The organism is Agromyces sp. NPDC056523, from assembly GCF_042794545.1.
In the GTDB taxonomy this organism is placed as follows: domain Bacteria; phylum Actinomycetota; class Actinomycetes; order Actinomycetales; family Microbacteriaceae; genus Agromyces.
Map to the genome: position 1 here is coordinate 132,249 of NZ_JBHTTM010000002.1, position 18,344 is coordinate 150,592.

At 71.6% G+C, this 18,344-nt stretch carries 20 protein-coding genes; 14 read left to right on the forward strand and 6 right to left on the reverse strand.

Annotated elements, in window-relative coordinates; genetic code table 11:
- The first annotated feature begins 4 nt into the window (after positions 1–4).
- Positions 5–1,021 (forward strand): DNA polymerase III subunit delta, encoded by a 1,017-nt coding sequence (gene holA, locus ACFQ58_RS07580; protein ID WP_376950471.1) that lies wholly within the window; start codon positions 5–7, stop codon positions 1,019–1,021.
- A 111-nt stretch (positions 1,022–1,132) separates the two neighbouring features.
- Here holA and rpsT read toward each other — a convergent pair whose 3' ends face one another.
- The 4 genes from rpsT to ACFQ58_RS07600 form a co-directional block, all read right to left on the reverse strand.
- Complete coding sequence (rpsT, locus tag ACFQ58_RS07585; RefSeq protein ID WP_376950472.1) at positions 1,133–1,393, reverse strand: 30S ribosomal protein S20; 261 nt, start codon at positions 1,391–1,393, stop codon at positions 1,133–1,135.
- Between the two features lie 119 nt (positions 1,394–1,512).
- Positions 1,513–2,304, reverse strand: coding sequence for an alpha/beta fold hydrolase (locus tag ACFQ58_RS07590; protein ID WP_376950473.1), 792 nt, complete (start codon positions 2,302–2,304; stop codon positions 1,513–1,515).
- A 3-nt stretch (positions 2,305–2,307) separates the two neighbouring features.
- Entirely contained in the window at positions 2,308–2,934 is a 627-nt protein-coding gene (locus ACFQ58_RS07595) for a response regulator (RefSeq protein WP_376950474.1), read from the reverse strand.
- The gene (locus ACFQ58_RS07600) at positions 2,931–4,157 is read right to left on the reverse strand and encodes a sensor histidine kinase (RefSeq protein ID WP_376950475.1); all 1,227 of its coding nucleotides are present in this window, start codon (positions 4,155–4,157) and stop codon (positions 2,931–2,933) included. The genes ACFQ58_RS07595 and ACFQ58_RS07600 overlap by 4 nt, the downstream gene beginning before the upstream one ends.
- Before the next feature lie 79 nt (positions 4,158–4,236).
- On the opposite strand from ACFQ58_RS07600, the gene lepA reads away from it, so the two are divergent.
- Genes lepA through hemW form a run of 3 tightly spaced genes read left to right on the forward strand, consistent with a single transcriptional unit; the run spans position 4,237 to position 8,013 of the window.
- On the forward strand, positions 4,237–6,093 hold the full coding sequence (gene lepA / locus ACFQ58_RS07605) for a translation elongation factor 4 (protein ID WP_376950476.1): 1,857 nt from the start codon (positions 4,237–4,239) through the stop codon (positions 6,091–6,093).
- A gap of 40 nt (positions 6,094–6,133) precedes the next feature.
- Positions 6,134–6,781, forward strand: coding sequence for a DUF1990 family protein (locus tag ACFQ58_RS07610; protein WP_376950477.1), 648 nt, complete (start codon positions 6,134–6,136; stop codon positions 6,779–6,781).
- A gap of 2 nt (positions 6,782–6,783) precedes the next feature.
- Positions 6,784–8,013, forward strand: coding sequence for a radical SAM family heme chaperone HemW (hemW, locus tag ACFQ58_RS07615; protein ID WP_376950478.1), 1,230 nt, complete (start codon positions 6,784–6,786; stop codon positions 8,011–8,013).
- Here hemW and ACFQ58_RS07620 read toward each other — a convergent pair.
- Positions 8,006–8,494, reverse strand: coding sequence for a DUF4870 domain-containing protein (locus tag ACFQ58_RS07620; RefSeq protein ID WP_376950479.1), 489 nt, complete (start codon positions 8,492–8,494; stop codon positions 8,006–8,008). The genes hemW and ACFQ58_RS07620 overlap by 8 nt on opposite strands.
- A 119-nt stretch (positions 8,495–8,613) precedes the next feature.
- Complete coding sequence (locus ACFQ58_RS07625) at positions 8,614–9,036, reverse strand: DUF4870 domain-containing protein (protein WP_376950480.1); 423 nt, start codon at positions 9,034–9,036, stop codon at positions 8,614–8,616.
- Positions 9,037–9,242: 206 nt separating this feature from the next.
- On the opposite strand from ACFQ58_RS07625, the gene hrcA reads away from it, so the two are divergent.
- From hrcA to ACFQ58_RS07675, 10 genes are all read left to right on the forward strand, one after another.
- Positions 9,243–10,262: a heat-inducible transcriptional repressor HrcA gene (hrcA, locus tag ACFQ58_RS07630; RefSeq protein WP_376950481.1), complete on the forward strand. Its 1,020-nt coding sequence runs from the start codon at positions 9,243–9,245 to the stop codon at positions 10,260–10,262.
- A 61-nt stretch (positions 10,263–10,323) separates the two neighbouring features.
- Positions 10,324–11,424 carry a molecular chaperone DnaJ gene (dnaJ, locus tag ACFQ58_RS07635; RefSeq protein ID WP_376950482.1) on the forward strand — a complete coding sequence of 367 codons (1,101 nt, stop codon included), beginning with the start codon at positions 10,324–10,326 and terminating at the stop codon, positions 11,422–11,424.
- Between the two features lie 25 nt (positions 11,425–11,449).
- The gene (locus ACFQ58_RS07640) at positions 11,450–12,184 is read left to right on the forward strand and encodes a 16S rRNA (uracil(1498)-N(3))-methyltransferase (RefSeq protein WP_376950483.1); all 735 of its coding nucleotides are present in this window, start codon (positions 11,450–11,452) and stop codon (positions 12,182–12,184) included.
- A gap of 24 nt (positions 12,185–12,208) precedes the next feature.
- Positions 12,209–12,565: a histidine triad nucleotide-binding protein gene (locus tag ACFQ58_RS07645; RefSeq protein ID WP_376950484.1), complete on the forward strand. Its 357-nt coding sequence runs from the start codon at positions 12,209–12,211 to the stop codon at positions 12,563–12,565.
- A 76-nt stretch (positions 12,566–12,641) separates the two neighbouring features.
- Positions 12,642–13,676, forward strand: coding sequence for a PhoH family protein (locus tag ACFQ58_RS07650; RefSeq protein ID WP_376951106.1), 1,035 nt, complete (start codon positions 12,642–12,644; stop codon positions 13,674–13,676).
- A gap of 10 nt (positions 13,677–13,686) precedes the next feature.
- The gene (gene ybeY / locus ACFQ58_RS07655) at positions 13,687–14,148 is read left to right on the forward strand and encodes an rRNA maturation RNase YbeY (protein WP_376950485.1); all 462 of its coding nucleotides are present in this window, start codon (positions 13,687–13,689) and stop codon (positions 14,146–14,148) included.
- A 2-nt stretch (positions 14,149–14,150) separates the two neighbouring features.
- Positions 14,151–15,467, forward strand: a complete 1,317-nt coding sequence (locus ACFQ58_RS07660; protein WP_376950486.1) for a hemolysin family protein — start codon at positions 14,151–14,153, stop codon at positions 15,465–15,467.
- Positions 15,464–16,357: a GTPase Era gene (gene era / locus ACFQ58_RS07665; RefSeq protein WP_376950487.1), complete on the forward strand. Its 894-nt coding sequence runs from the start codon at positions 15,464–15,466 to the stop codon at positions 16,355–16,357. The genes ACFQ58_RS07660 and era overlap by 4 nt, the downstream gene beginning before the upstream one ends.
- A gap of 79 nt (positions 16,358–16,436) precedes the next feature.
- On the forward strand, positions 16,437–17,627 hold the full coding sequence (locus ACFQ58_RS07670) for a sensor histidine kinase (protein ID WP_376950488.1): 1,191 nt from the start codon (positions 16,437–16,439) through the stop codon (positions 17,625–17,627).
- Entirely contained in the window at positions 17,624–18,292 is a 669-nt protein-coding gene (locus ACFQ58_RS07675; protein WP_376950489.1) for a response regulator, read from the forward strand. Before ACFQ58_RS07670 ends, ACFQ58_RS07675 begins: the two co-directional genes overlap by 4 nt.
- The last annotated feature ends 52 nt before the right edge of the window (positions 18,293–18,344 follow it).

Consider the following 18,344-nt stretch of genomic DNA (forward strand, 5'->3'; position numbering starts at 1 on the left):
ACACGTGGCGGCACGCGGTGGCACGGCGAAGGCGAAGGTCGCGATTCCGCAGCTCTCGTGGAAGGCCGTGCGAGCTGCGCCGATCGTGCTCGTCTCCGGCCCCGAAGACGTGCTCGCCGAGCGAGCCGCGACCATGCTGCGCGATGCACTGCGCAGCGAGGACCCCTCGCTCGAGGTCAGCGATCTCGAGGCCGACGGGTATGCGCGCGGCACGCTATTGACCCTCGCGAGCCCGTCGCTCTTCGGCGAGCCCCGGCTCATCCGGGTCAGCGGTGTCGAGAAGGCGAGCGACGAGTTCCTCGCCGATGCCCTCGACTACCTCGCCGATCCCGCAGACGGGACCACCGTCGTCCTGCGCCATCGGTCCGGCGTGCGCGGCAAGAAGCTCCTCGACGCCATCCGCGCGGGCGAGGGCAGGGGCATCGAGGTCGTCTGCGCCGAACTGCGCAGGGACCCCGAGAAGCAGGACTTCGCCGCCGACGAGTTCCGGCTCGCCGGCCGGCGCATCGCCCCGGCGGCCCTGCGCGCGCTCGTGGGCGCCTTCAGCGACGACCTCGGCGAACTGGCCGCGGCGTGCCGGCAGCTCATCGCCGACGTCCCCGGCGACGTCGATGAGGCGACGGTCGCCCGGTACTACGGCGGTCGCGTCGAGACGACGGCGTTCGAGGTCGCCGACGCGGCGATCGCCGGCCGGCACGGCGAGGCGCTGATCGCACTGCGCCACGCGCTCGACTCGGGCGCAGATCCCGTTCCCATGGTCGCGGCGTTCGCCATGAAGGTGCGCACGATGGCCAAGGTCGCGGGTGCGCGCGGCGCGGCCGCCGGCTCGCTCGGCCTCGCGCCCTGGCAGGTCGACCGGGCCCGACGCGACCTGATCGGCTGGACCGACGAGGGCCTGGGTTCCGCGATCCAGGCGCTGGCCGCCGCCGACGCCGCGGTCAAGGGCGCCGAGCGCGACCCGGTGTTCGCGCTCGAGCGGCTCATCGGGGTCATCGCGGCGCGCGGCCGCGTCGAGGCCTGACGACCTCCGCATTGGGCTCGGAATCGCAGGGCCTTCGACGGTCCGAGCTCCGGCCGGAAACGACGAAGGCCCCGCACCGAACGGTGGGGGCCTTCGAACGAACGGCTCGGATCAGAGCGCGGCGACCTGCTTCGCGATGGCCGACTTGCGGTTCGCGGCCTGGTTGCGGTGGATGACGCCCTTGCTCACGGCCTTGTCGAGCTTGCGCGTCGCGACGCGGAGGGCGGCGGTCGCCTTCTCCTTGTCGCCGGCGGCGGCGGCCTCGCGCGCGGCGCGGACGACCGTCTTCAGCTCGCTCTTGACGGCCTTGTTGCGCTCCTCGGCCTTGCGGTTGGTGCGGATGCGCTTGATCTGCGACTTGATGTTTGCCACGTGGTTCGTCTTTCGTGTGTTCTGCGGGTACCGGATGAGTGCCGCAATCGGTAGAGGGGCCGTCGCGGCGAATCGTGCGGGGTGGGACCCACACGCAAGCCAACAGGCAACGATACCAGCTACGACCGGGCGGCACCAATGCGGCGGAGGCCCCGCCGCGCTTCCGCTCGGCCGCGACGAACGGCGCGCACCTCGAGCTCGGCGACCACGCCGAGCACCGCCGCGGCGAAGTCGTCCGGCCGCACGAGGCTGACCAGGTGGGTGGCGCCGTCGATGAGCACGAGGTGTCCATCGCGGGCGGCGCGGACGATGCGCTGTTCCTCGAGGCGGAAGTGGTCGTAGCGCCCGTTGACGAACCAGATCGGCACGTCGATCGCCGCGATCGACCGTTCGATGTCGAGCTCGGCCACGGCGGAGATCGCGGGCTGCATGACCTCGAGTGCGACCCCGCCGGCGAGCACGTCGTCGACCGCGGCAGGGGAGAGGAACAGCCGGGCCATGGCGTCGTTGAGTCCGCGGCCGCGGTCGGGGAGCCGCCGGATCGCCGCCGCGATCGCGAGGTACCCGCGAAGCGCCGCGCCGCGCGGCCGTGTGCCGCACGATGCCGCGATGAGCCCGTCGATCCGATGCGGATGCCGCGCCGCGTACTCGATCGTGACGTAGCCGCCGAGGCTCAGTCCGACGAGCAGTCGCGGCACCAGGTCGTCGCCGTCGGCAGGCGTGCCGATCGCCTCGTCGATCGCGCGCATGGCGGCCTCGAGCGTGAACTCCTCGTCGATCCGGCCGCCGTGCCCGGGCAGGTCGACGGGGACGACCTCGAGGTCGTGCCGCTCGAGGCGCGCGACCTGCCCCCGCCACATGGTGGCGGACGTGCGGATGCCGTGCACGAGGATGACGCGGGCCCGCGGCATCCGTCAGCCCGCCCTGATGGCGCCGAGCTCGCGCGCCCTCGCCACCGCCGCGGTGCGGGAGCCGACGCCGAGCTTGGTGAAGATGTGCACGAGGTGCGACTTCACGGTCGCCTCGCTGAGGAACAGGGCCTGCCCGATCTCGCGGTTCGTGCTGCCGGCCGCGACGAGCTGCAGCACCTCGGCCTCCCGCACCGTGAGCCGCTGGTCGGCGCTGCGCTGCGATTCGTCGAGGCGCGATGCGACCGCGGGAGCGAGTGCCGACTCGCCGGCGGCCGCGGCGCGGATCGCGGCGACGAGCTCGCCGGGTGGGGCGTCCTTGAGCAGGTAGCCGCTCGCCCCTGCCTCGATCGCGCCGAGGATGTCGGCGTCGGTGTCGTAGTTCGTCAGCACGAGCACGCGCGGCGAGTCGGGCAGGGACCTGATGCGGCGCGTGGCCTCGACGCCCTGCAGTGAGCCCGGGAACTGCAGGTCCATGAGCACGAGGTCGATGCCCGGTGCCGCGGCGAGCTGCACGGCCTCCTCGGCGGACGCCGCCTCGCCCGTGACCTCGAGGTCGGGCTCGGCCTCGAGGAGGGCGCGCATGCCGGCCCGGACGACGGGGTGATCGTCGCTCAGCAGGAGCCGGATCACGCGGCCACCGCCGGGATCCGCACCGACAGCGCCGTGCCGCCGCCGGGCCTGGACTCGACGTCGGCGGTGCCGCCGAGGTTCTCCGCGCGCTGGCGAATCGCCCGGAGCCCGAACGACGGCTCGCCGGCGCGCTCGCCCTCGAGCGTGGCGGGATCGAAGCCCACGCCGTCGTCGACGACGTCGAGCGCGACCTCGTCGCCGAGGTAGCTCAACGTCAGCTCGGCACGCGCCGCATCGGCGTGCTTGACGACGTTCGAGAGCGAGCCCTGCGCGATCCGCAGCAGCGTCGCCTCGATCGACATCGGGAGTGCGACGGGCTCGCCGCTCATCGAGAACGACACGCGGGTGCGGGAGCCCGCCTGCGCCGACTGCTCGTTCGTGGCGTCGGCGAGCCGGCGGAGGGCGGCGGGCAGCGTGCGCTCGTCGAGCGCCGGCGGCGTGAGCTCCCGGATGAACCGACGCGTCTCCTGGAGGTTGTCGGCGGCCGTCTCGCGAGCAAGCCGCAGCTTGTCGCGCGTCGCCTCGTCGGCGACGTCGCGCTCGGCCGCGTGCAGCAGCATCTGGATCGACGAGAGCCCCTGGGCGACGGTGTCGTGGATCTCGCGCGCGATGCGCTCGCGCTCGGCGAGCGTGCCGGCTTCGCGGCTCGCGGCAGCGAGCTCCTCGCGCGTGGCGAGCAGGTCGAGGATGAGCGCCTGGCGCTCGCGCGACTCCACGGCCATGGCGCGGTACCCGAGGCCGATGATGACCGCGACGCCCGCGGAGATCAGGGGGCCGAGCACGCTGCCGACCTCGAAGCCGAGGTGGGACGTCGAGCCCCAGACGCTCAGGACGAACGTCACCGCGACGAGCGGCACGCTCCAGCGCGCCGGGAGGACGTGCAGCTCGATGAAGAACAGCGGGAACGCGAGGAACGCGGCATCGGGTGTCAGCGCACTGAGCCCGAGCCAGAGGCCGAGCAGCATCACGAGCCAGCCGGCGCGCATCCACGGCGTGATCACCTGGTGCGCGGTGACGATGCCGACCGCGTACGTGCCGAGGAACGCGATCGACAGGATCGCGATGGCGACCAGGTCCTCACTGCCGACGACGACCGCCCGCGCGGCCACGAAGACCGTGAGGCCGACGACGAGGACGTGGAGGCCGACGCGCAGCGAGGTGAAGACGGGCCGCAGCGCCGATGGCTGCACCCGTCCGACGAGGGGGGCATCGAGCACGGTCATGGTGCGATTCAGCCTAGTGACCGGCCCCTTCCGCGGCATCCGTCGAAAGTGTGATCGGGCGCATGGGAGAATCGTCGGGATGTCTCCGAGAGCCGCCAACCCGCCGGTGCCCGCCGCCACCGACCCCGCGCTGATCCGCAACTTCTGCATCATCGCGCACATCGACCACGGCAAGTCGACCCTCGCCGACCGCATGCTCCAGATCACGGGCGTCGTGGCCGACCGCGACATGCGGGCGCAGTACCTCGATCGCATGGACATCGAGCGCGAGCGCGGCATCACCATCAAGAGCCAGGCCGTGCGCATGCCGTGGCAGCTCGCCGACACGTCGTACGCGCTGAACATGATCGACACTCCTGGGCACGTCGACTTCAGCTACGAGGTCTCGCGCTCGCTCGCGGCGTGCGAGGGCGCGATCCTGCTCGTCGACGCGGCGCAGGGCATCGAGGCGCAGACGCTCGCGAACCTCTACCTCGCGCTCGAGAACGACCTCGAGATCATCCCCGTGCTCAACAAGATCGACCTGCCCGCGGCCGAACCGGAGAAGTACGCGAAGGAGCTCGCCGACCTCATCGGCGGCTCGCCCGACGACGTGCTGCGCGTCTCGGGCAAGACCGGCATGGGCGTCGAAGACCTGCTCGACCGCGTCGTCGACCGCATCCCGGCGCCCGTCGGCAATGCGGATGCCCCGGCCCGCGCGATGATCTTCGACTCCGTGTACGACAGCTACCGCGGCGTCGTCACCTACGTGCGGATGGTCGACGGCAAGCTCAACCCGCGCGAGCGCATCCAGATGATGTCGACGAAGGCGACCCACGAGATCCTCGAGATCGGCGTGAGCGCGCCCGAGCCCACGCCCACGAAGGGCCTCGGCGTCGGCGAGGTCGGCTACCTCATCACCGGCGTGAAGGACGTGCGCCAGTCGAAGGTCGGCGACACCGTGACGACGGCGGTCAAGCCCGCCGCCGAGGCGCTCGCCGGCTACACCGAGCCGCTGCCCATGGTCTTCTCGGGGCTCTACCCGATCGACGGCAGCGATTACCCCGAGCTCCGCGAGGCGCTCGACAAGCTCAAGCTGTCGGATGCCGCGCTCGTCTACGAGCCCGAGACGTCGGTCGCCCTCGGCTTCGGCTTCCGCGCCGGGTTCCTCGGGCTCCTGCACCTCGAGATCGTGACCGAGCGCCTGCGACGCGAGTTCGGGCTCGACATCATCAACACGGCGCCGTCGGTGGTCTACGAGGTGACGACGGAGGACAAGAAGACCGTCACCGTGACGAACCCGAGCGAGTTCCCGACGGGTGGCAAGATCGCCGAGGTCCGTGAGCCCATGGTCAGGGCGGCCATCCTCGCGCCGAAGGACTACGTCGGCACCATCATGGAGCTCTGCCAGTCGCGTCGCGGCAGCCTCCTCGGCATGGAGTACCTCGGCGAGGACCGCGTCGAGATCCGCTACAACATGCCGCTCGGCGAGATCGTGTTCGACTTCTTCGACCAGCTGAAGTCCAAGACGGCCGGGTACGCCAGCCTCGACTACGAGCCCTCGGGCGAGCAGGCCGCCGACCTCGTGAAGGTCGACATCCTGCTCCAGGGCGAGCAGGTCGACGCGTTCAGCGCCATCGTGCACCGCGACAAGGCGTACGCCTACGGCGTGCTCATGACCGGGCGCCTGCGCGAGCTCATCCCGCGCCAGCAGTTCGAGGTGCCGATCCAGGCCGCGATCGGCGCGCGCATCATCGCCCGCGAGTCGATCCGCGCGATGCGCAAGGACGTGCTCGCCAAGTGCTACGGCGGCGACATCACCCGCAAGCGCAAGCTCCTCGAGAAGCAGAAGGAGGGCAAGAAGCGCATGAAGATGGTCGGCCGGGTCGAGGTGCCCCAGGAGGCGTTCATCGCCGCGCTCTCGGGCGAGACCGAGAAGAAGGACGCCAAGAAGTAGGCGGTCCGACTCGGTCAGGGCCGTTCCGTAGAATCGACGGATGACTCGCCGGAGCACCTTCACCGACCAGTCCGTCACGTACGGCGCGATCGGCGCCACACTCGACCCCGACCTGCTGCGCTACCCGCCCGCCGGATTCCGGCCCGCTGAGGACTCCGTGAAGCTCGGGTCCGGCAGGGATCGGTTCGACCGCGCCGCCGAGGAGCTCATGACCTGGGGCGTCCAGAAGGGCGCCGGCTTCGAGATCGTCGACGCGGCGCCGGGAACGGGGGCGCAGTACACCGGCATCACCTACGGCCCCGACGGGGCGCCGCTGGCCGACCAGCCGGCCGCTCGGGTCGAGCAGCGGTACGGCCCCGACGGCACCCCCTACGTCGGCGCGGGCATGACGGCGACGCTCAAGCCGCGCGGGCGACGCCGCGCGCGCGGCATCCCGGTGCTCGTCGTCTACGTCGTCGACGAGCCAGAGCGCGTGGGCTTCGCGTACGGCACGACCGGTGACGCGCCCGAGAGCGGCGAGGAGTCGTTCATCCTCGAACATCGTGACGACGACACCGTGTGGCTGACCATCAGGTCGGTGCTCGAGCCGCGCGGCGGCATCCGGCGGATGTTCTCACCGCGGACCCGCCGCCGTCGTCGCGAGCTGACCACGCGCGAGCTGCGGGCGCTGCATCCCGCGTACGCCTGACGATGGCGGGAGCGCTTCCCCTCGCCGACCCGGCGCCCGCCGACGGGCTCCTGCCCGCCGTCGCGGCGACCGCCGCCGCCGGGCGCGCGTTCGGCGTCTACGTGCACGTGCCGTTCTGCCGCGTCCGCTGCGGCTACTGCGACTTCAACACCTACACCGCCGGCGAGGTGCGCGGCACGTCGCAGGCGCAGTACGCCGACCAGGCGATCGCCGAGCTCCGCTTCGCGCGCGGCGTGCTCGAGGCATCCGGCGCTCCCGACCGCCCCGCCGACACGGTGTTCTTCGGCGGCGGGACGCCGACGCTGCTGCCGGCCGCCGACCTCGTGCGGACGCTCGACGCGATCCGCCACGAGTTCGGCATCGCCGCCGGCGCCGAGGTGACCACCGAGGCCAACCCCGACTCGGTCGACGCCGACGACCTCAGGCGCCTTGCCGACGGCGGGTTCACGCGCGTCTCGTTCGGCATGCAGTCCGCCGTGCCGCACGTGCTCGCCACGCTCGATCGCACGCACGATCCGGCGCGCGTGCCCCTGGTGGTGCGCTGGGCCCGCGACGCAGGGCTCGACGTCAGCCTCGACCTCATCTACGGCACGCCGGGGGAGTCGCTCGACGACTGGCGTCGGAGCGTCGATGCGGTCATCGCCGAGCGGCCCGATCACGTCAGCGCCTATGCGCTCATCGTCGAGGACGGCACCAAGCTCGCACGGCAGATCCGCCGTGGCGAGCTCGCGACCCCCGACGACGACCTCTCGGCCGACATGTACGAGCTGGCCGACGACCTGCTCGCCGCCGCGGGCTACGGATGGTACGAGGTGTCGAACTGGGCGACGGATGCCTCGCACCGCTCGGGCCACAACCTCGGCTACTGGCGCGGCGACGACTGGTGGGGCGTCGGCCCGGGCGCGCACAGCCACGTCGGCGGCGTGCGGTGGTGGAACGCCAAGCACCCCGCGGCGTACGCGGACCGCCTCGCCGCCGGGATCTCTCCGGCGGTCGGCCGGGAGACGCTCGACGGCGCCGCTCGCGAGACCGAGCGGGTGCTGCTGGCGACGCGCATCCGGGAGGGCATCGAAGTGGCCACGCTCGGTGCCGGGGGCCGGCACGCGGTCGCCGGCCTCATTGCCGACGGCCTCGTGGATGCGGCAACCGCCCTCGCCGGTCGGCTGACGCTGACGCGACGAGGGCGGTTGCTCGCTGACGCCGTCGTGCGACGGCTGTTGACGGCTAGCTGACGAACTTGATCGTCAGCGGGTAGGTGTAGGGCTGACCCTGGTTGGCCTTCACGGCCGCGATGATGCTGAACACGATCGTCACGACCCAGATGGCGATCGACAGGAAGATGCCGATGATCAGCACCCACAGGATGCCGGCGACGATGTTGGCGATGAGCATCGTGATCTGGAAGTTCAGCGCGGTCGCCGAGTGCTCGCGGACGAAGTTGCCCCGGTCCTTCAGGACCAGGTAGCCGACGAGCGCCGGGACGAACGAGAAGAAGATGCCGCCGACGTGGATCAACGTCGCCCACAGACGCTGGTCCTGCGGGCTCATCGCCACGTTCTGCTGGTAGCCCTGCTGGTATCCGGGGTCGCCCGCGGGCGGCGGAGGCGGGGTCGGACCGCCGGGCGGCGGCGGAGGCGTGGTGCCGCCGGGCGGCGGAGGCGTGGTTCCCCCGGGCGGCGGGGTGGGGGGCGTGGGAGGTGGTGCGTCGGACATGATGCTGGCTCCTTGGAAGGTCGCGCCCGGATCGCGGGTCGTTGTCATCATGCTGGCACAGTGCGACGCGCCGGTCGAGGCATACCCGACCGGCGCGTCGCGAGCCGCGAGGAGGCGGACTACTTGATGAGGCGGATGGCGAAGGGATAGCGGTAGTGCTGTCCCTCCTTGGCCTTGAGGAAGCCCAGGACCGAGAAGACGATCACGGCCGCCCACAGCGCGAGGTACAGCAGGCTCGCGACCACGCCGAACAGGCCGAACGTCACGGCCGTGAGGATCGACGAGACGATGAACAGCGCCACCCAGCCGATCAGCGCGGTGATCTGGAAGTTCAGCGCCTCCTTCGACTCGGTCGCGGTGAAGCGGCCGCGGTCCTTGAACACGAGCCAGATGATCAGTGAGGGCAGGATGCCGAGGATGCCGCCGAGGTGGGCGAAGGATCCCCACTGCACGTCCTGCTCCTGCGAGAGCGGGGCGCCGGGCTCGGCGGCCGGCTGCGAGGCGACGTTCGGGTCGTGCGGGGGGACGTTGGGGTCGGTCATGTGACTGCCTTTCGGATCGGGAAGCGCGCACCGGCCACGAGTGGGGGATGCCGGCGCGGTGCTGCGAGGACGTTGCACACGCTACTGCCGCGCAGATCCGGGCGGCAACGGTGCCATCGTCGAATGTCGCGATATGATTAGCAGTCACGTGAGCCGAGTGCTAAGCCTCGGCGCGCCCCGTGCGACGGTCGAGGGAAGCGAGGGCCATGGTCTCCGAACGCAGTCTCGCCGTGCTCCGCGCGATCGTGCAGGACTACGTCGCCTCGCGCGAGCCCGTCGGGTCGAAGACGATCGTCGAACGGCACCACTTCGGCGTCTCGGCCGCGACCATCCGCAACGACATGGCCGTGCTCGAAGAGGAAGAGCTGATCGCCGCGCCGCACACCTCGTCGGGCCGCATCCCGACCGACAAGGGATACCGCGTGTTCGTCGACCAGCTGGCCGACATCCGCCCGCTCACGAGCGCGCAGCGGCAGGCGATCGAGACCTTCCTCGGGGAGTCGAACGACCTCGACGAGTTGCTCGCGCGCACCGTCCGGCTGGCGTCGCAACTGACTCGGCAGCTCGCGGTCGTGCAGTACCCGAGCTTCCAGCGCGCCCGGGTGCGCCACGTCGAGCTCGTCTCGCTCGCCCCGACGCGCGTGCTGTGCATCCTGATCTCCGACACCGGCCAGGTCGAGCAGCGGCTGGCCGAACTCGACCACCCGGCCGACGACGAGACGCTCGGCCGCCTGCGCAACCGCCTGAACGAGGTGGCGGCCGGGCTGACGATGACGGATGCCGCGACCGCGCTGTCGGCCGAGACCGCGAGCGCCGATCGGGCGCACGCCGAGGTGCTCCGCACGCTCGCGGCGACGCTCGCCGACCAGGCGGCGTTCACGCGGAGCGATCGACTCGTCGTGGCCGGCGCGGCGAACCTCGTGCGGACCGAGCAGGACTTCTCGGGCAACATCCTCGGCGTCATCGAGGCGATCGAGGAACAGGTCGTCATCCTGAAGCTCTTCGGCGAGATGCACTCCGAAGACGGCATCACCGTCCGGATCGGCCGCGAGAACGCCGCCTACGGCCTCGGCGACGCGTCCGTCGTGTCGAGCTCCTTCGAGATCCCGGGTCGCGACGTGTCGCGGCTCGGCATCGTCGGACCCACCCGCATGGACTACTCGCAGGGCATGGCCGCCGTGCGCGCCGTCGCTCGCTACCTCTCCCGGACGCTCGGCGAGAGCTGAACCGCGCGGAGCCGCCCGTCGCGGCATCCGCCACCGGCAATTCGAAAGGAACCCGCCTGCAGTGGCCGACCACTACGAGGTCCTCGGCGTCTCCCGCGACGCCACCCCCGACGAGATCAAGAAGGCGTACCGCCGTCTCGCGCGCGAACTCCACCCCGACGTCAATCCCGGCGCCGAGGCGTCCGAGCGGTTCAAGCAGGTCACGCACGCGTACGACGTGCTCTCCGACCCCAAGCAGCGCCAGCAGTACGACCTCGGCGGCGGCCAGGGCGGATTCTCGGGTGCCGGGTTCGGCGGGTTCGGCGACATCTTCGAGACGTTCTTCGGGGCCGGACAAGCCAGCCGTGGGCCGCGGTCGCGCCGTGAACGCGGCCAGGATGCGCTCATCCGGCTCGAGGTGAGCCTCGACGAGGTCATCTTCGGCACGCATCGCGACCTCGAGGTCGACACCGCGGTCACGTGCGAGACGTGCCACGGCTCGTGCTGCCAGCCGGGCACGGCGCCGGTCACGTGCGACATCTGCGGCGGCTCCGGGCACATCCAGCGCTCGGTCCGTTCGCTGCTCGGCAACGTGATGACCTCGAGCCCGTGCGGATCCTGCCGCGGCTACGGCACGATCATCGCCACGCCCTGCGTGACGTGCCAGGGCCAGGGGCGCGTGCGTGCGCGTCGCACGGTGCCCGTCGACGTGCCCGCCGGCGTCGACACCGGGGTGCGCCTGCAGATGCCGGGCTCGGGCGAGGCCGGGCCCGCCGGGGGCCCGAACGGCGACCTCTACCTCGAGGTCAAGGTGCGCAACCACGACGTCTTCAGCCGCAACGGCGACGACCTGCTCTGCACGCTCGAGGTGCAGATGACCGATGCGGTGCTCGGCACGACCGCGAAGGTCGAGGCGCTCGACGGCGACGTCGACCTCGAGCTCAAGGCCGGCGTGCAGAGCGGCGAGATCCTCACCGTCAAGGATCGCGGCATCACCCACCTGCGGGGCGGCGGGCGTGGCGACCTCAAGGTCGCGGTGCACGTCGTCACGCCCACCAAGCTCAGCCACAGGGAGCGCGAGCTCGTCGAGCAGCTCGCCAAGGCGCGCAAGGCGCAGCCGCCGGAGCTGGGGCACTTCCAGCAGGGGCTGTTCGCGCGGCTGCGCGACCGGTTCCTCGGCTGACGGCGACGATCGGGCGGATGGCGCGATGAGCAGCCTCTACCTCGACGAGACGCTCGACCTCTCGGCGGTCGGGCGCGGCGATGAGGTGACGCTCGGCGGCGACGAGGCGCGCCACGCCGTCACGGTCGCACGGGTGCGCGCGGGCGAACGGGTCTCGGTGGGTGACGGCCACGGCCGGGTGGTGACCGGCGTGGTCGCGACGGCCGAGGGGAGGCGGCTCGAGCTGACCGTCGACGAGGTCCGCGACGAGCCCGAGCCCGCGCCGCGGATCACGCTCGTCCAGGCGCTCGCGAAGGGCGACCGCGACGAGCTGGCCGTGCAGGCCGCGACCGAGCTCGGGGTCGACCGCATCGTTCCGTGGTCGGCCGGCCGCTCGGTGTCGCGCTGGGACGGGCCGAAGGCCGAGAAGGGTCGCGCGCGCTGGGCGACCATCGTGCGCGAGGCGGTCAAGCAGTCCATCCGTGCGCGCATCCCGTCGGTCGAGCCCGTCGCGTCGACGCGTGAGCTTCCAGAGCGCCTGGCCGGCGAGCGGATGCTGCTCCTCGTGCCCGGCGCCACGACGCCGTTGTCCGCCATCCGCCCCGACGGCCGCGACCTCGCACTCGTCGTCGGACCCGAGGGCGGCATGGATCCCGCCGAGATCGAGCGGCTGCGCGAGGCCGGCGGCGAACCCGTCCGGCTCGGGACGGGCGTTCTGCGCACCTCGACCGCCGGGCCCGCCGCGATCGCCGTGCTCTCGGTCGCGCTCGGGCGGTGGTGAGCGATCGCTCGCTACGATGGGGGCATGAGCGGAACGGGTGAGCCCACGGTCTTCGAGCGCATCGCCGCGGGCGAGATCCCGGCCAGCATGGTCCTCGAAACCGACCGCGTGATCGCGTTCCACGACATCGCGCCGCAGGCGCCCGTCCACGTCATCGTGACGCCCCGCGAGGGCCGGCACCGTGACGTGGTCGAACTCGCCGCGGCCGACCCCGAGCTGCTCGCCGAGCTCGTCGCGGCCGCCAAGCGGATCGCCGACGAGCTGACCGACGGCGAGTTCCGGCTCATCTTCAACACCGGCCCGGCCGTGGGGCAGACCGTGTTCCACGTGCACGCGCACCTCCTCGGCGGAGGCCTCAAGGAGGGATCGCTTGCCGGCTGACGACCTGGGCGAGACGCCGCTGCCCGCACCCGAGCGCCGCGCCGACGAGGAGCGGCTGCACATCGACGGTATCGCCATGGTGCGGCTCCTCGGCCCGCAGGACCGCCTGCTCACGAGCATCGAACACGAGTACCCGGGCGTCGAGGTCCATGTGCGGGGCAACGAGATCGCCATCCGCGGTGAGCCGGAAGACCGCGCCCGCGTGCGCCGCCTCATCGAGGAGCTCCTCGAGCTCGTCCGCGGCGGCGAAGACCCGACGCCCATCGAAGTGAGGAGCTCCGCCCGCATGCTCGACGCCGATCCGGCATCCCGTCCGTCCGACACGCTCGGCCAGGTGATCGTCTCCAGCCGGGGCAAGTCCATCCGGCCGAAGACCGAGGGCCAGCGCGCCTACGTCGACGCGATCGACGACTTCACCATCGTGTTCGGCATCGGGCCTGCGGGGACGGGCAAGACCTACCTGGCCATGGCGAAGGCCGTCCAGGCGCTGCAGCGCAAGGAGGTCAACCGCATCATCCTTACGCGGCCGGCCGTCGAGGCGGGGGAGCGGCTCGGGTTCCTGCCGGGCACGCTGACGGACAAGATCGACCCGTACCTGCGGCCGCTGTACGACGCGCTGAACGAGATGATGGACCCCGAGATCGTGCCGAAGCTGCTCGCGTCGGGCACGGTCGAGGTGGCGCCGCTGGCGTACATGCGCGGCCGCACCCTCAACGACTCGTTCGTCGTGCTCGACGAGGCGCAGAACACCACGCCCGAGCAGATGAAGATGTTCCTGACGAGGCTCGGGTTCGGGTCGAAGATGGTGGTCACGGGCGACATCACGCAGGTCGACCTGCCGGGCGGCGCGTCGGGGCTGCGGCTGGTGACGCGCATCCTCGACGAGGTCGACGACATCCACTTCGTCCGGCTCACGAGCGACGACGTCGTGCGACACTCGCTCGTCGGCCGCATCGTCGACGCCTACACCGAGTACGACCAGCGCCAGCAGGCGGCCCGCTTCGAGCGCGAACAGGCACGGGAGTTCGCCAACCGCGCCGAGCGGCGCGGCGCCGACCGGCGCACCCCGCCGGGCCCCCGCGACCACCTGCCCCGCAAGCGGCCGTCCTGAGAGGAGCATCGTGAGCATCGAGATCAACAACGAGTCGGCCATCGAGGTCGACGAGGGGGCGCTGCAGCGACTGGCCGTCTACGCGCTCGATGCGATGCACGTGCATCCCGACGCGGAGCTCGCGATCGTGCTGGTCGACGAGGGGGCGATGGAGCAGCTTCACGTGCAGTGGATGGATGAACCGGGTCCGACCGACGTGCTGAGCTTCCCGATGGACGAACTGCGCCCGGGCACCGAGGACCAGCCCTCGCCTCCGGGACTGCTCGGCGACGTGGTGCTGTGCCCCCAGGTCGCCGAGTCGCAGGCGAAGTCGGCCGGCCATGCGCTCCTCGACGAGCTGCTGCTGCTGACCACCCACGGCATCCTCCACCTCCTGGGTTTCGACCACGCCGAGCCCGCCGAGGAGAAGGAGATGTTCGGGATCCAGCGCGACATCCTCGTCGGATTCTCGATGCAGGAGCGCCGCCGCTGACCATGCTGCCCTGGCTCTTCCTCGCGGCGGCGTTCGTGCTCGTCGCCTTCGGCGGCCTGATGGCCGCGGTCGACTCCGCGATCGGCGTCGTCTCGCGTGCGGACATCGTCGACCTCTCGATCGGCGCACGCGCGGCGCGCTCCCTGCGCGCGATCGCCGACGACCCCGGCGCGCACGTGAACGCCGTCAACTTCATGCGCATCCTCGCCGAGACCGCGGCGGCCGTGCTGGTCACGCTCGCGTTCACGTTCTTCATCGACGACGTGTGGCTCGTGCTGCTCGTGTCGGCGCTCGTGATGACGGCAGTGTCGTTCGTGCTCGTGGGCGCGAGCCCGCGCAGCGTCGGACGCGCGCATCCCGACGTCGTGCTGCGGCTCTCGGCACCGCTCGTGCGGTTCGTCCGCGTGCTGCTCGGCCCGCTGGCCAACGCGCTCGTCTCGCTCGGCAATCGCGTGACGCCGGGACGCATCCGCTTCGCCGGCGTCTCGAGCGAGGAGCAGCTGCTCAGCATGGTCGACGAGGCGACGGAGCTCGAGGTCCTCGAGCAGGGCGACCGCGAGCTCATCCACTCGATCTTCGAGTTCAGCGACACGCTCGTGCGCGAGGTGATGGTGCCGCGCACCGACATGGTCACGATCGAGACGACCGCGCACCTCCCGCAGGCGATGGCGCTGTTCCTGAAAGAGGGGTTCTCGCGCATCCCCGTCGTCGACCGCGAGGCCGACGACGTCGTCGGCATCCTGTACCTGCGCGATCTCGCGCGTCTCGGCTTCGAGCGGCCGCTCGACGCGGAGACCCTGACCGTGGGCGACCTCGCCCGGCCGGCGTCGTTCGTCCCCGAATCGATGCGCGCCGACGCGCTGCTGCGGCAGATGCAGCTCGAGTCCAACCACCTGGCGATGGTCGTCGACGAGTATGGCAGCATCGCCGGCCTCGTGACCCTGGAAGACCTGATCGAGGAGCTCGTGGGCGACATCTCCGACGAGTACGACCGCGAGGCCGCGCAGGTCGAAGAGCTCGGCGAGGGGCGGTACCGGGTCAACGCCCGGCTGCCCGTCGACGAGCTCGGCGAGCTGTTCGGGCTCGACCTCGAGGACGAGGACGTGGACTCCGCCGGCGGCCTGCTCGCCAAGGAGCTCGGCCACCTGCCGCAACGCGGCGACCGTGCGTCGGTGAGCGGGCTCCTGCTCGAGGCCGAGCGCACCGAGGGGCGTCGCAAGCGCATCGCGACGATCCTCGTCGAGGCCGACCAGGCGCTCATCGACGTGCGCACCGCGTTCGCGGGCGACGCCACCGCAGACCAGGGGGATCGAACATGACCGACTACCGCGCCGGATTCGTCTCGTTCGTCGGGCGCCCGAACGTCGGCAAGTCGACGCTCACCAACGCGCTCGTCGGCGAGAAGGTCGCCATCACCAGCTCCAAGCCGCAGACGACGCGTCGCGCCATCCGGGGCATCGTGCATCGCCCGTACGGCCAGCTCATCGTGGTCGACACGCCGGGCCTGCACCGGCCGCGCACGCTCCTCGGCGAGCGACTGAACACACTCGTGCAGACCACGCTCGGCGACGTCGACGTGATCGGGTTCTGCGTGCCGGCGAACGAGGCCATCGGCCCGGGCGACCGGTTCATCAACGAGCAGCTCGACCAGTACCCGCGCGCGAAGAAGGTCGCGATCGTGACCAAGACGGATGCCACGGGCAAGGCGAAGGTCGCCGAGCAGCTGCTCGCGGTGTCGCAGCTGCGCGAGTGGGACGCGATCATCCCGGTCTCGGCGCCGAAGGGCGAGCAGCTCGACGTGCTCGTCGACGAGCTGCTCGAGCTCATGCCCCAGTCGGAGCATCCCCTCTACCCGGCCGAGACGACCACTGACGAGGAGACGGCGGAGCGCATCGCCGAGTTCGTGCGCGAGGCGGCGCTCGAGGGCGTGTCCGACGAGCTGCCGCACTCGATCGCGGTCACGGTCGACGACATGATCGAGCGAGACGACAAGGACCTGCTCGAGGTGTACGCGAACCTCTTCGTCGAGCGCGACAGCCAGAAGGGCATCATCATCGGCAAGGGCGGCGCGCGCCTGCGCGAGGTCGGCGAGCGGGCCCGCCGCGAGATCGAGGCGCTCCTCGGCCGCAAGGTGTACCTCGCGCTGCACGTGAAGGTGGCGAAGGACTGGCAGCGCGACCCGAAGCAGCTCGGCAAGCTCGGCTTCTGACCCGGTGGGGCGTCAGACCGGAGGATGATTTCCTGAGGTCGCCTCTCCTGGGGCCGTGCCGAGGACGTAGCGTGGGTCGGTGAGCTTCTCGTCCCAGCGCGCCGTCCTCGTCGTCGACGGGATCCTCGCGGCGCTGTTCTTCGGGGTGTGCTCGCTCTACGCCCTCGTCGCCGGGCCGCCCGACCTCATCGTCGTCGCGCTGTTCTCCGCGGCGCTCGTGCTGCGCCGCGCTGCGCCGGGCGCCGCACTCGTCGTGGCCTGGATCGCCGCGTGCACGCAGATGCTCATGCTGCGCGACCTGCAGCCGGCGGATGCGGCGGTGTTCGTGATCGTCTACTCCACCTCGGCGCATGGCTCGCGTTCCGTCCGGTGGTGGGGGCTCGGGTCCGCCGGCGTGGGCGCGTTGCTCGCTACGATCTACCTCGGCGTCGTCGTGCCGATCGTGGGCGGCGTCGGCCCGGCGGTGTCCGGCGACCTTCCCGGGCGGATCATGTGGAGCGCGATCCTGTTCGGCGCCGCCCTGGCGGGGCTCGTGCTCGCCTGGACGATCGGACTGCTGACCCGAACGGTGCGCGATGCGCGCGAGCAGCGGCGCCGCGCCGAGTTCGACCGCCGGGAGCGCGAGCACGCCGAGTACCGCTACGTCGTCGAGCAGGAGCGCACGCGGATCGCCCGCGACATGCACGACGTGGTCGCGCACTCGCTCGCGGTCGTCATCGCCCAGGCCGACGGCGCCCGCTTCGCGGCACGGAGCCGACCCGACGCCGCCGTCGAGGCGCTCGGCACCATCGCCGGCGTCGCGCGCGGCGCGCTCGGCGACGTGCGGTTGCTCCTCGGCGAGCTGCGCCACCGCGAGGGCGCGTCGCCGCAACCCGAGCTCGACGACCTCGACGACCTCGTTGAGCAGGTGCGCGGCGCCGGGCTCGACGTGCGACGCAGCGACCGCGGCGAGCGCGTGCCGCTCGGCGCGGGCCACCAGATCGCGGTGTACCGCATCGTGCAGGAGGGACTGACGAACGCGCTCCGGCACGGCGACACCTCGAAACCGGTCGAGCTCGAGCTCGATTGGGACGCCGATGGCGTCGGCGTCCGGCTCGAGAACGCGGTGCCGGCGGATGCCGCGGCGAACGAGGCCGGGTCGGGGCCGCGGCATGGCATCCCGGGCATGCGCGAGCGCGCCGAGCTCGCCGGCGGCGCATTCGCCGCGGAGGCGACGGAGGACGGACGGTTCCGCGTCACCGCGCGCATCCCGGCGCGGAGCGCCGCATGAGCGCCATCCGCGTCGCCCTGGTCGACGACCAGGCCCTGTTCCGCGCCGGGATCCGCATGCTGGTCGAATCGCAGGACGACCTCGTGTTCGCGGGCGACGCGGCGGACGGGCGGGCGGCCGTCACCCTCGCCGAGCGCAGCCGTCCCGACGTGATGCTCATGGACGTGCGGATGCCGCAGCTGGACGGCATCGCGGCCACCGAGCAGATCCTCGCCGACGCCGAGCTCGACGGTCGCGAGCCGCCCCGGATCCTCGTGCTGACCACGTTCGACCTCGACGAGAACGCGGCGCGCGCCATCCGTGCCGGTGCGAGCGGCTTCGTGCTCAAGGATGCGGATCCGGAGTTCCTGCTCGCCGCGATCCGCACGGTGCATCGCGGCAATGCGGTGATCGCCGCGAACGCGACGCGCGAGCTCATCGCGAGCGGCGCGCGGCGGAGCGGGCGACGTCCGGCTCCGCCGACGTGGAACGACCTGACCGCGCGCGAACGCGAGATCTTCGCCCTCGCGGCGAAGGGCCTCTCGAACGCCGAGATCGCGGCATCCGAGTACCTCAGCGAGGCCACCGTGAAGACGCATCTCAGCCGCGTGCTCGCCAAGCTCGGGTTGCGCGACCGCGTGCAGCTCGTGGTCTTCGCGTACGAGCACGAGCTGACCGGAGGCTGACGCCCTCCGCTCAGCCGTCATCCGATCGGATGACGCGGAAGGCGACGCGCGG

What these genes read in the sequence shown, in the direction of transcription:
- ACFQ58_RS07590 (WP_376950473.1), bottom strand. Translation starts at nt 2,304, where the DNA reads ATGCCGCGGGCCCGCGTCATCCTCGTGCACGGCATCCGCACGTCCGCC.
- ACFQ58_RS07600 (WP_376950475.1), bottom strand. Translation starts at nt 4,157, where the DNA reads ATGACCGTGCTCGATGCCCCCCTCGTCGGACGGGTGCAGCCATCGGCG.
- lepA (WP_376950476.1), top strand. Translation starts at nt 4,237, where the DNA reads ATGTCTCCGAGAGCCGCCAACCCGCCGGTGCCCGCCGCCACCGACCCC.
- ACFQ58_RS07610 (WP_376950477.1), top strand. Translation starts at nt 6,134, where the DNA reads ATGACTCGCCGGAGCACCTTCACCGACCAGTCCGTCACGTACGGCGCG.
- hemW (WP_376950478.1), top strand. Translation starts at nt 6,784, where the DNA reads ATGGCGGGAGCGCTTCCCCTCGCCGACCCGGCGCCCGCCGACGGGCTC.
- ACFQ58_RS07620 (WP_376950479.1), bottom strand. Translation starts at nt 8,494, where the DNA reads ATGTCCGACGCACCACCTCCCACGCCCCCCACCCCGCCGCCCGGGGGA.
- ACFQ58_RS07625 (WP_376950480.1), bottom strand. Translation starts at nt 9,036, where the DNA reads ATGACCGACCCCAACGTCCCCCCGCACGACCCGAACGTCGCCTCGCAG.
- hrcA (WP_376950481.1), top strand. Translation starts at nt 9,243, where the DNA reads ATGGTCTCCGAACGCAGTCTCGCCGTGCTCCGCGCGATCGTGCAGGAC.
- ACFQ58_RS07640 (WP_376950483.1), top strand. Translation starts at nt 11,450, where the DNA reads ATGAGCAGCCTCTACCTCGACGAGACGCTCGACCTCTCGGCGGTCGGG.
- ACFQ58_RS07645 (WP_376950484.1), top strand. Translation starts at nt 12,209, where the DNA reads ATGAGCGGAACGGGTGAGCCCACGGTCTTCGAGCGCATCGCCGCGGGC.
- ACFQ58_RS07650 (WP_376951106.1), top strand. Translation starts at nt 12,642, where the DNA reads ATGGTGCGGCTCCTCGGCCCGCAGGACCGCCTGCTCACGAGCATCGAA.
- ACFQ58_RS07660 (WP_376950486.1), top strand. Translation starts at nt 14,151, where the DNA reads ATGCTGCCCTGGCTCTTCCTCGCGGCGGCGTTCGTGCTCGTCGCCTTC.
- era (WP_376950487.1), top strand. Translation starts at nt 15,464, where the DNA reads ATGACCGACTACCGCGCCGGATTCGTCTCGTTCGTCGGGCGCCCGAAC.
- ACFQ58_RS07675 (WP_376950489.1), top strand. Translation starts at nt 17,624, where the DNA reads ATGAGCGCCATCCGCGTCGCCCTGGTCGACGACCAGGCCCTGTTCCGC.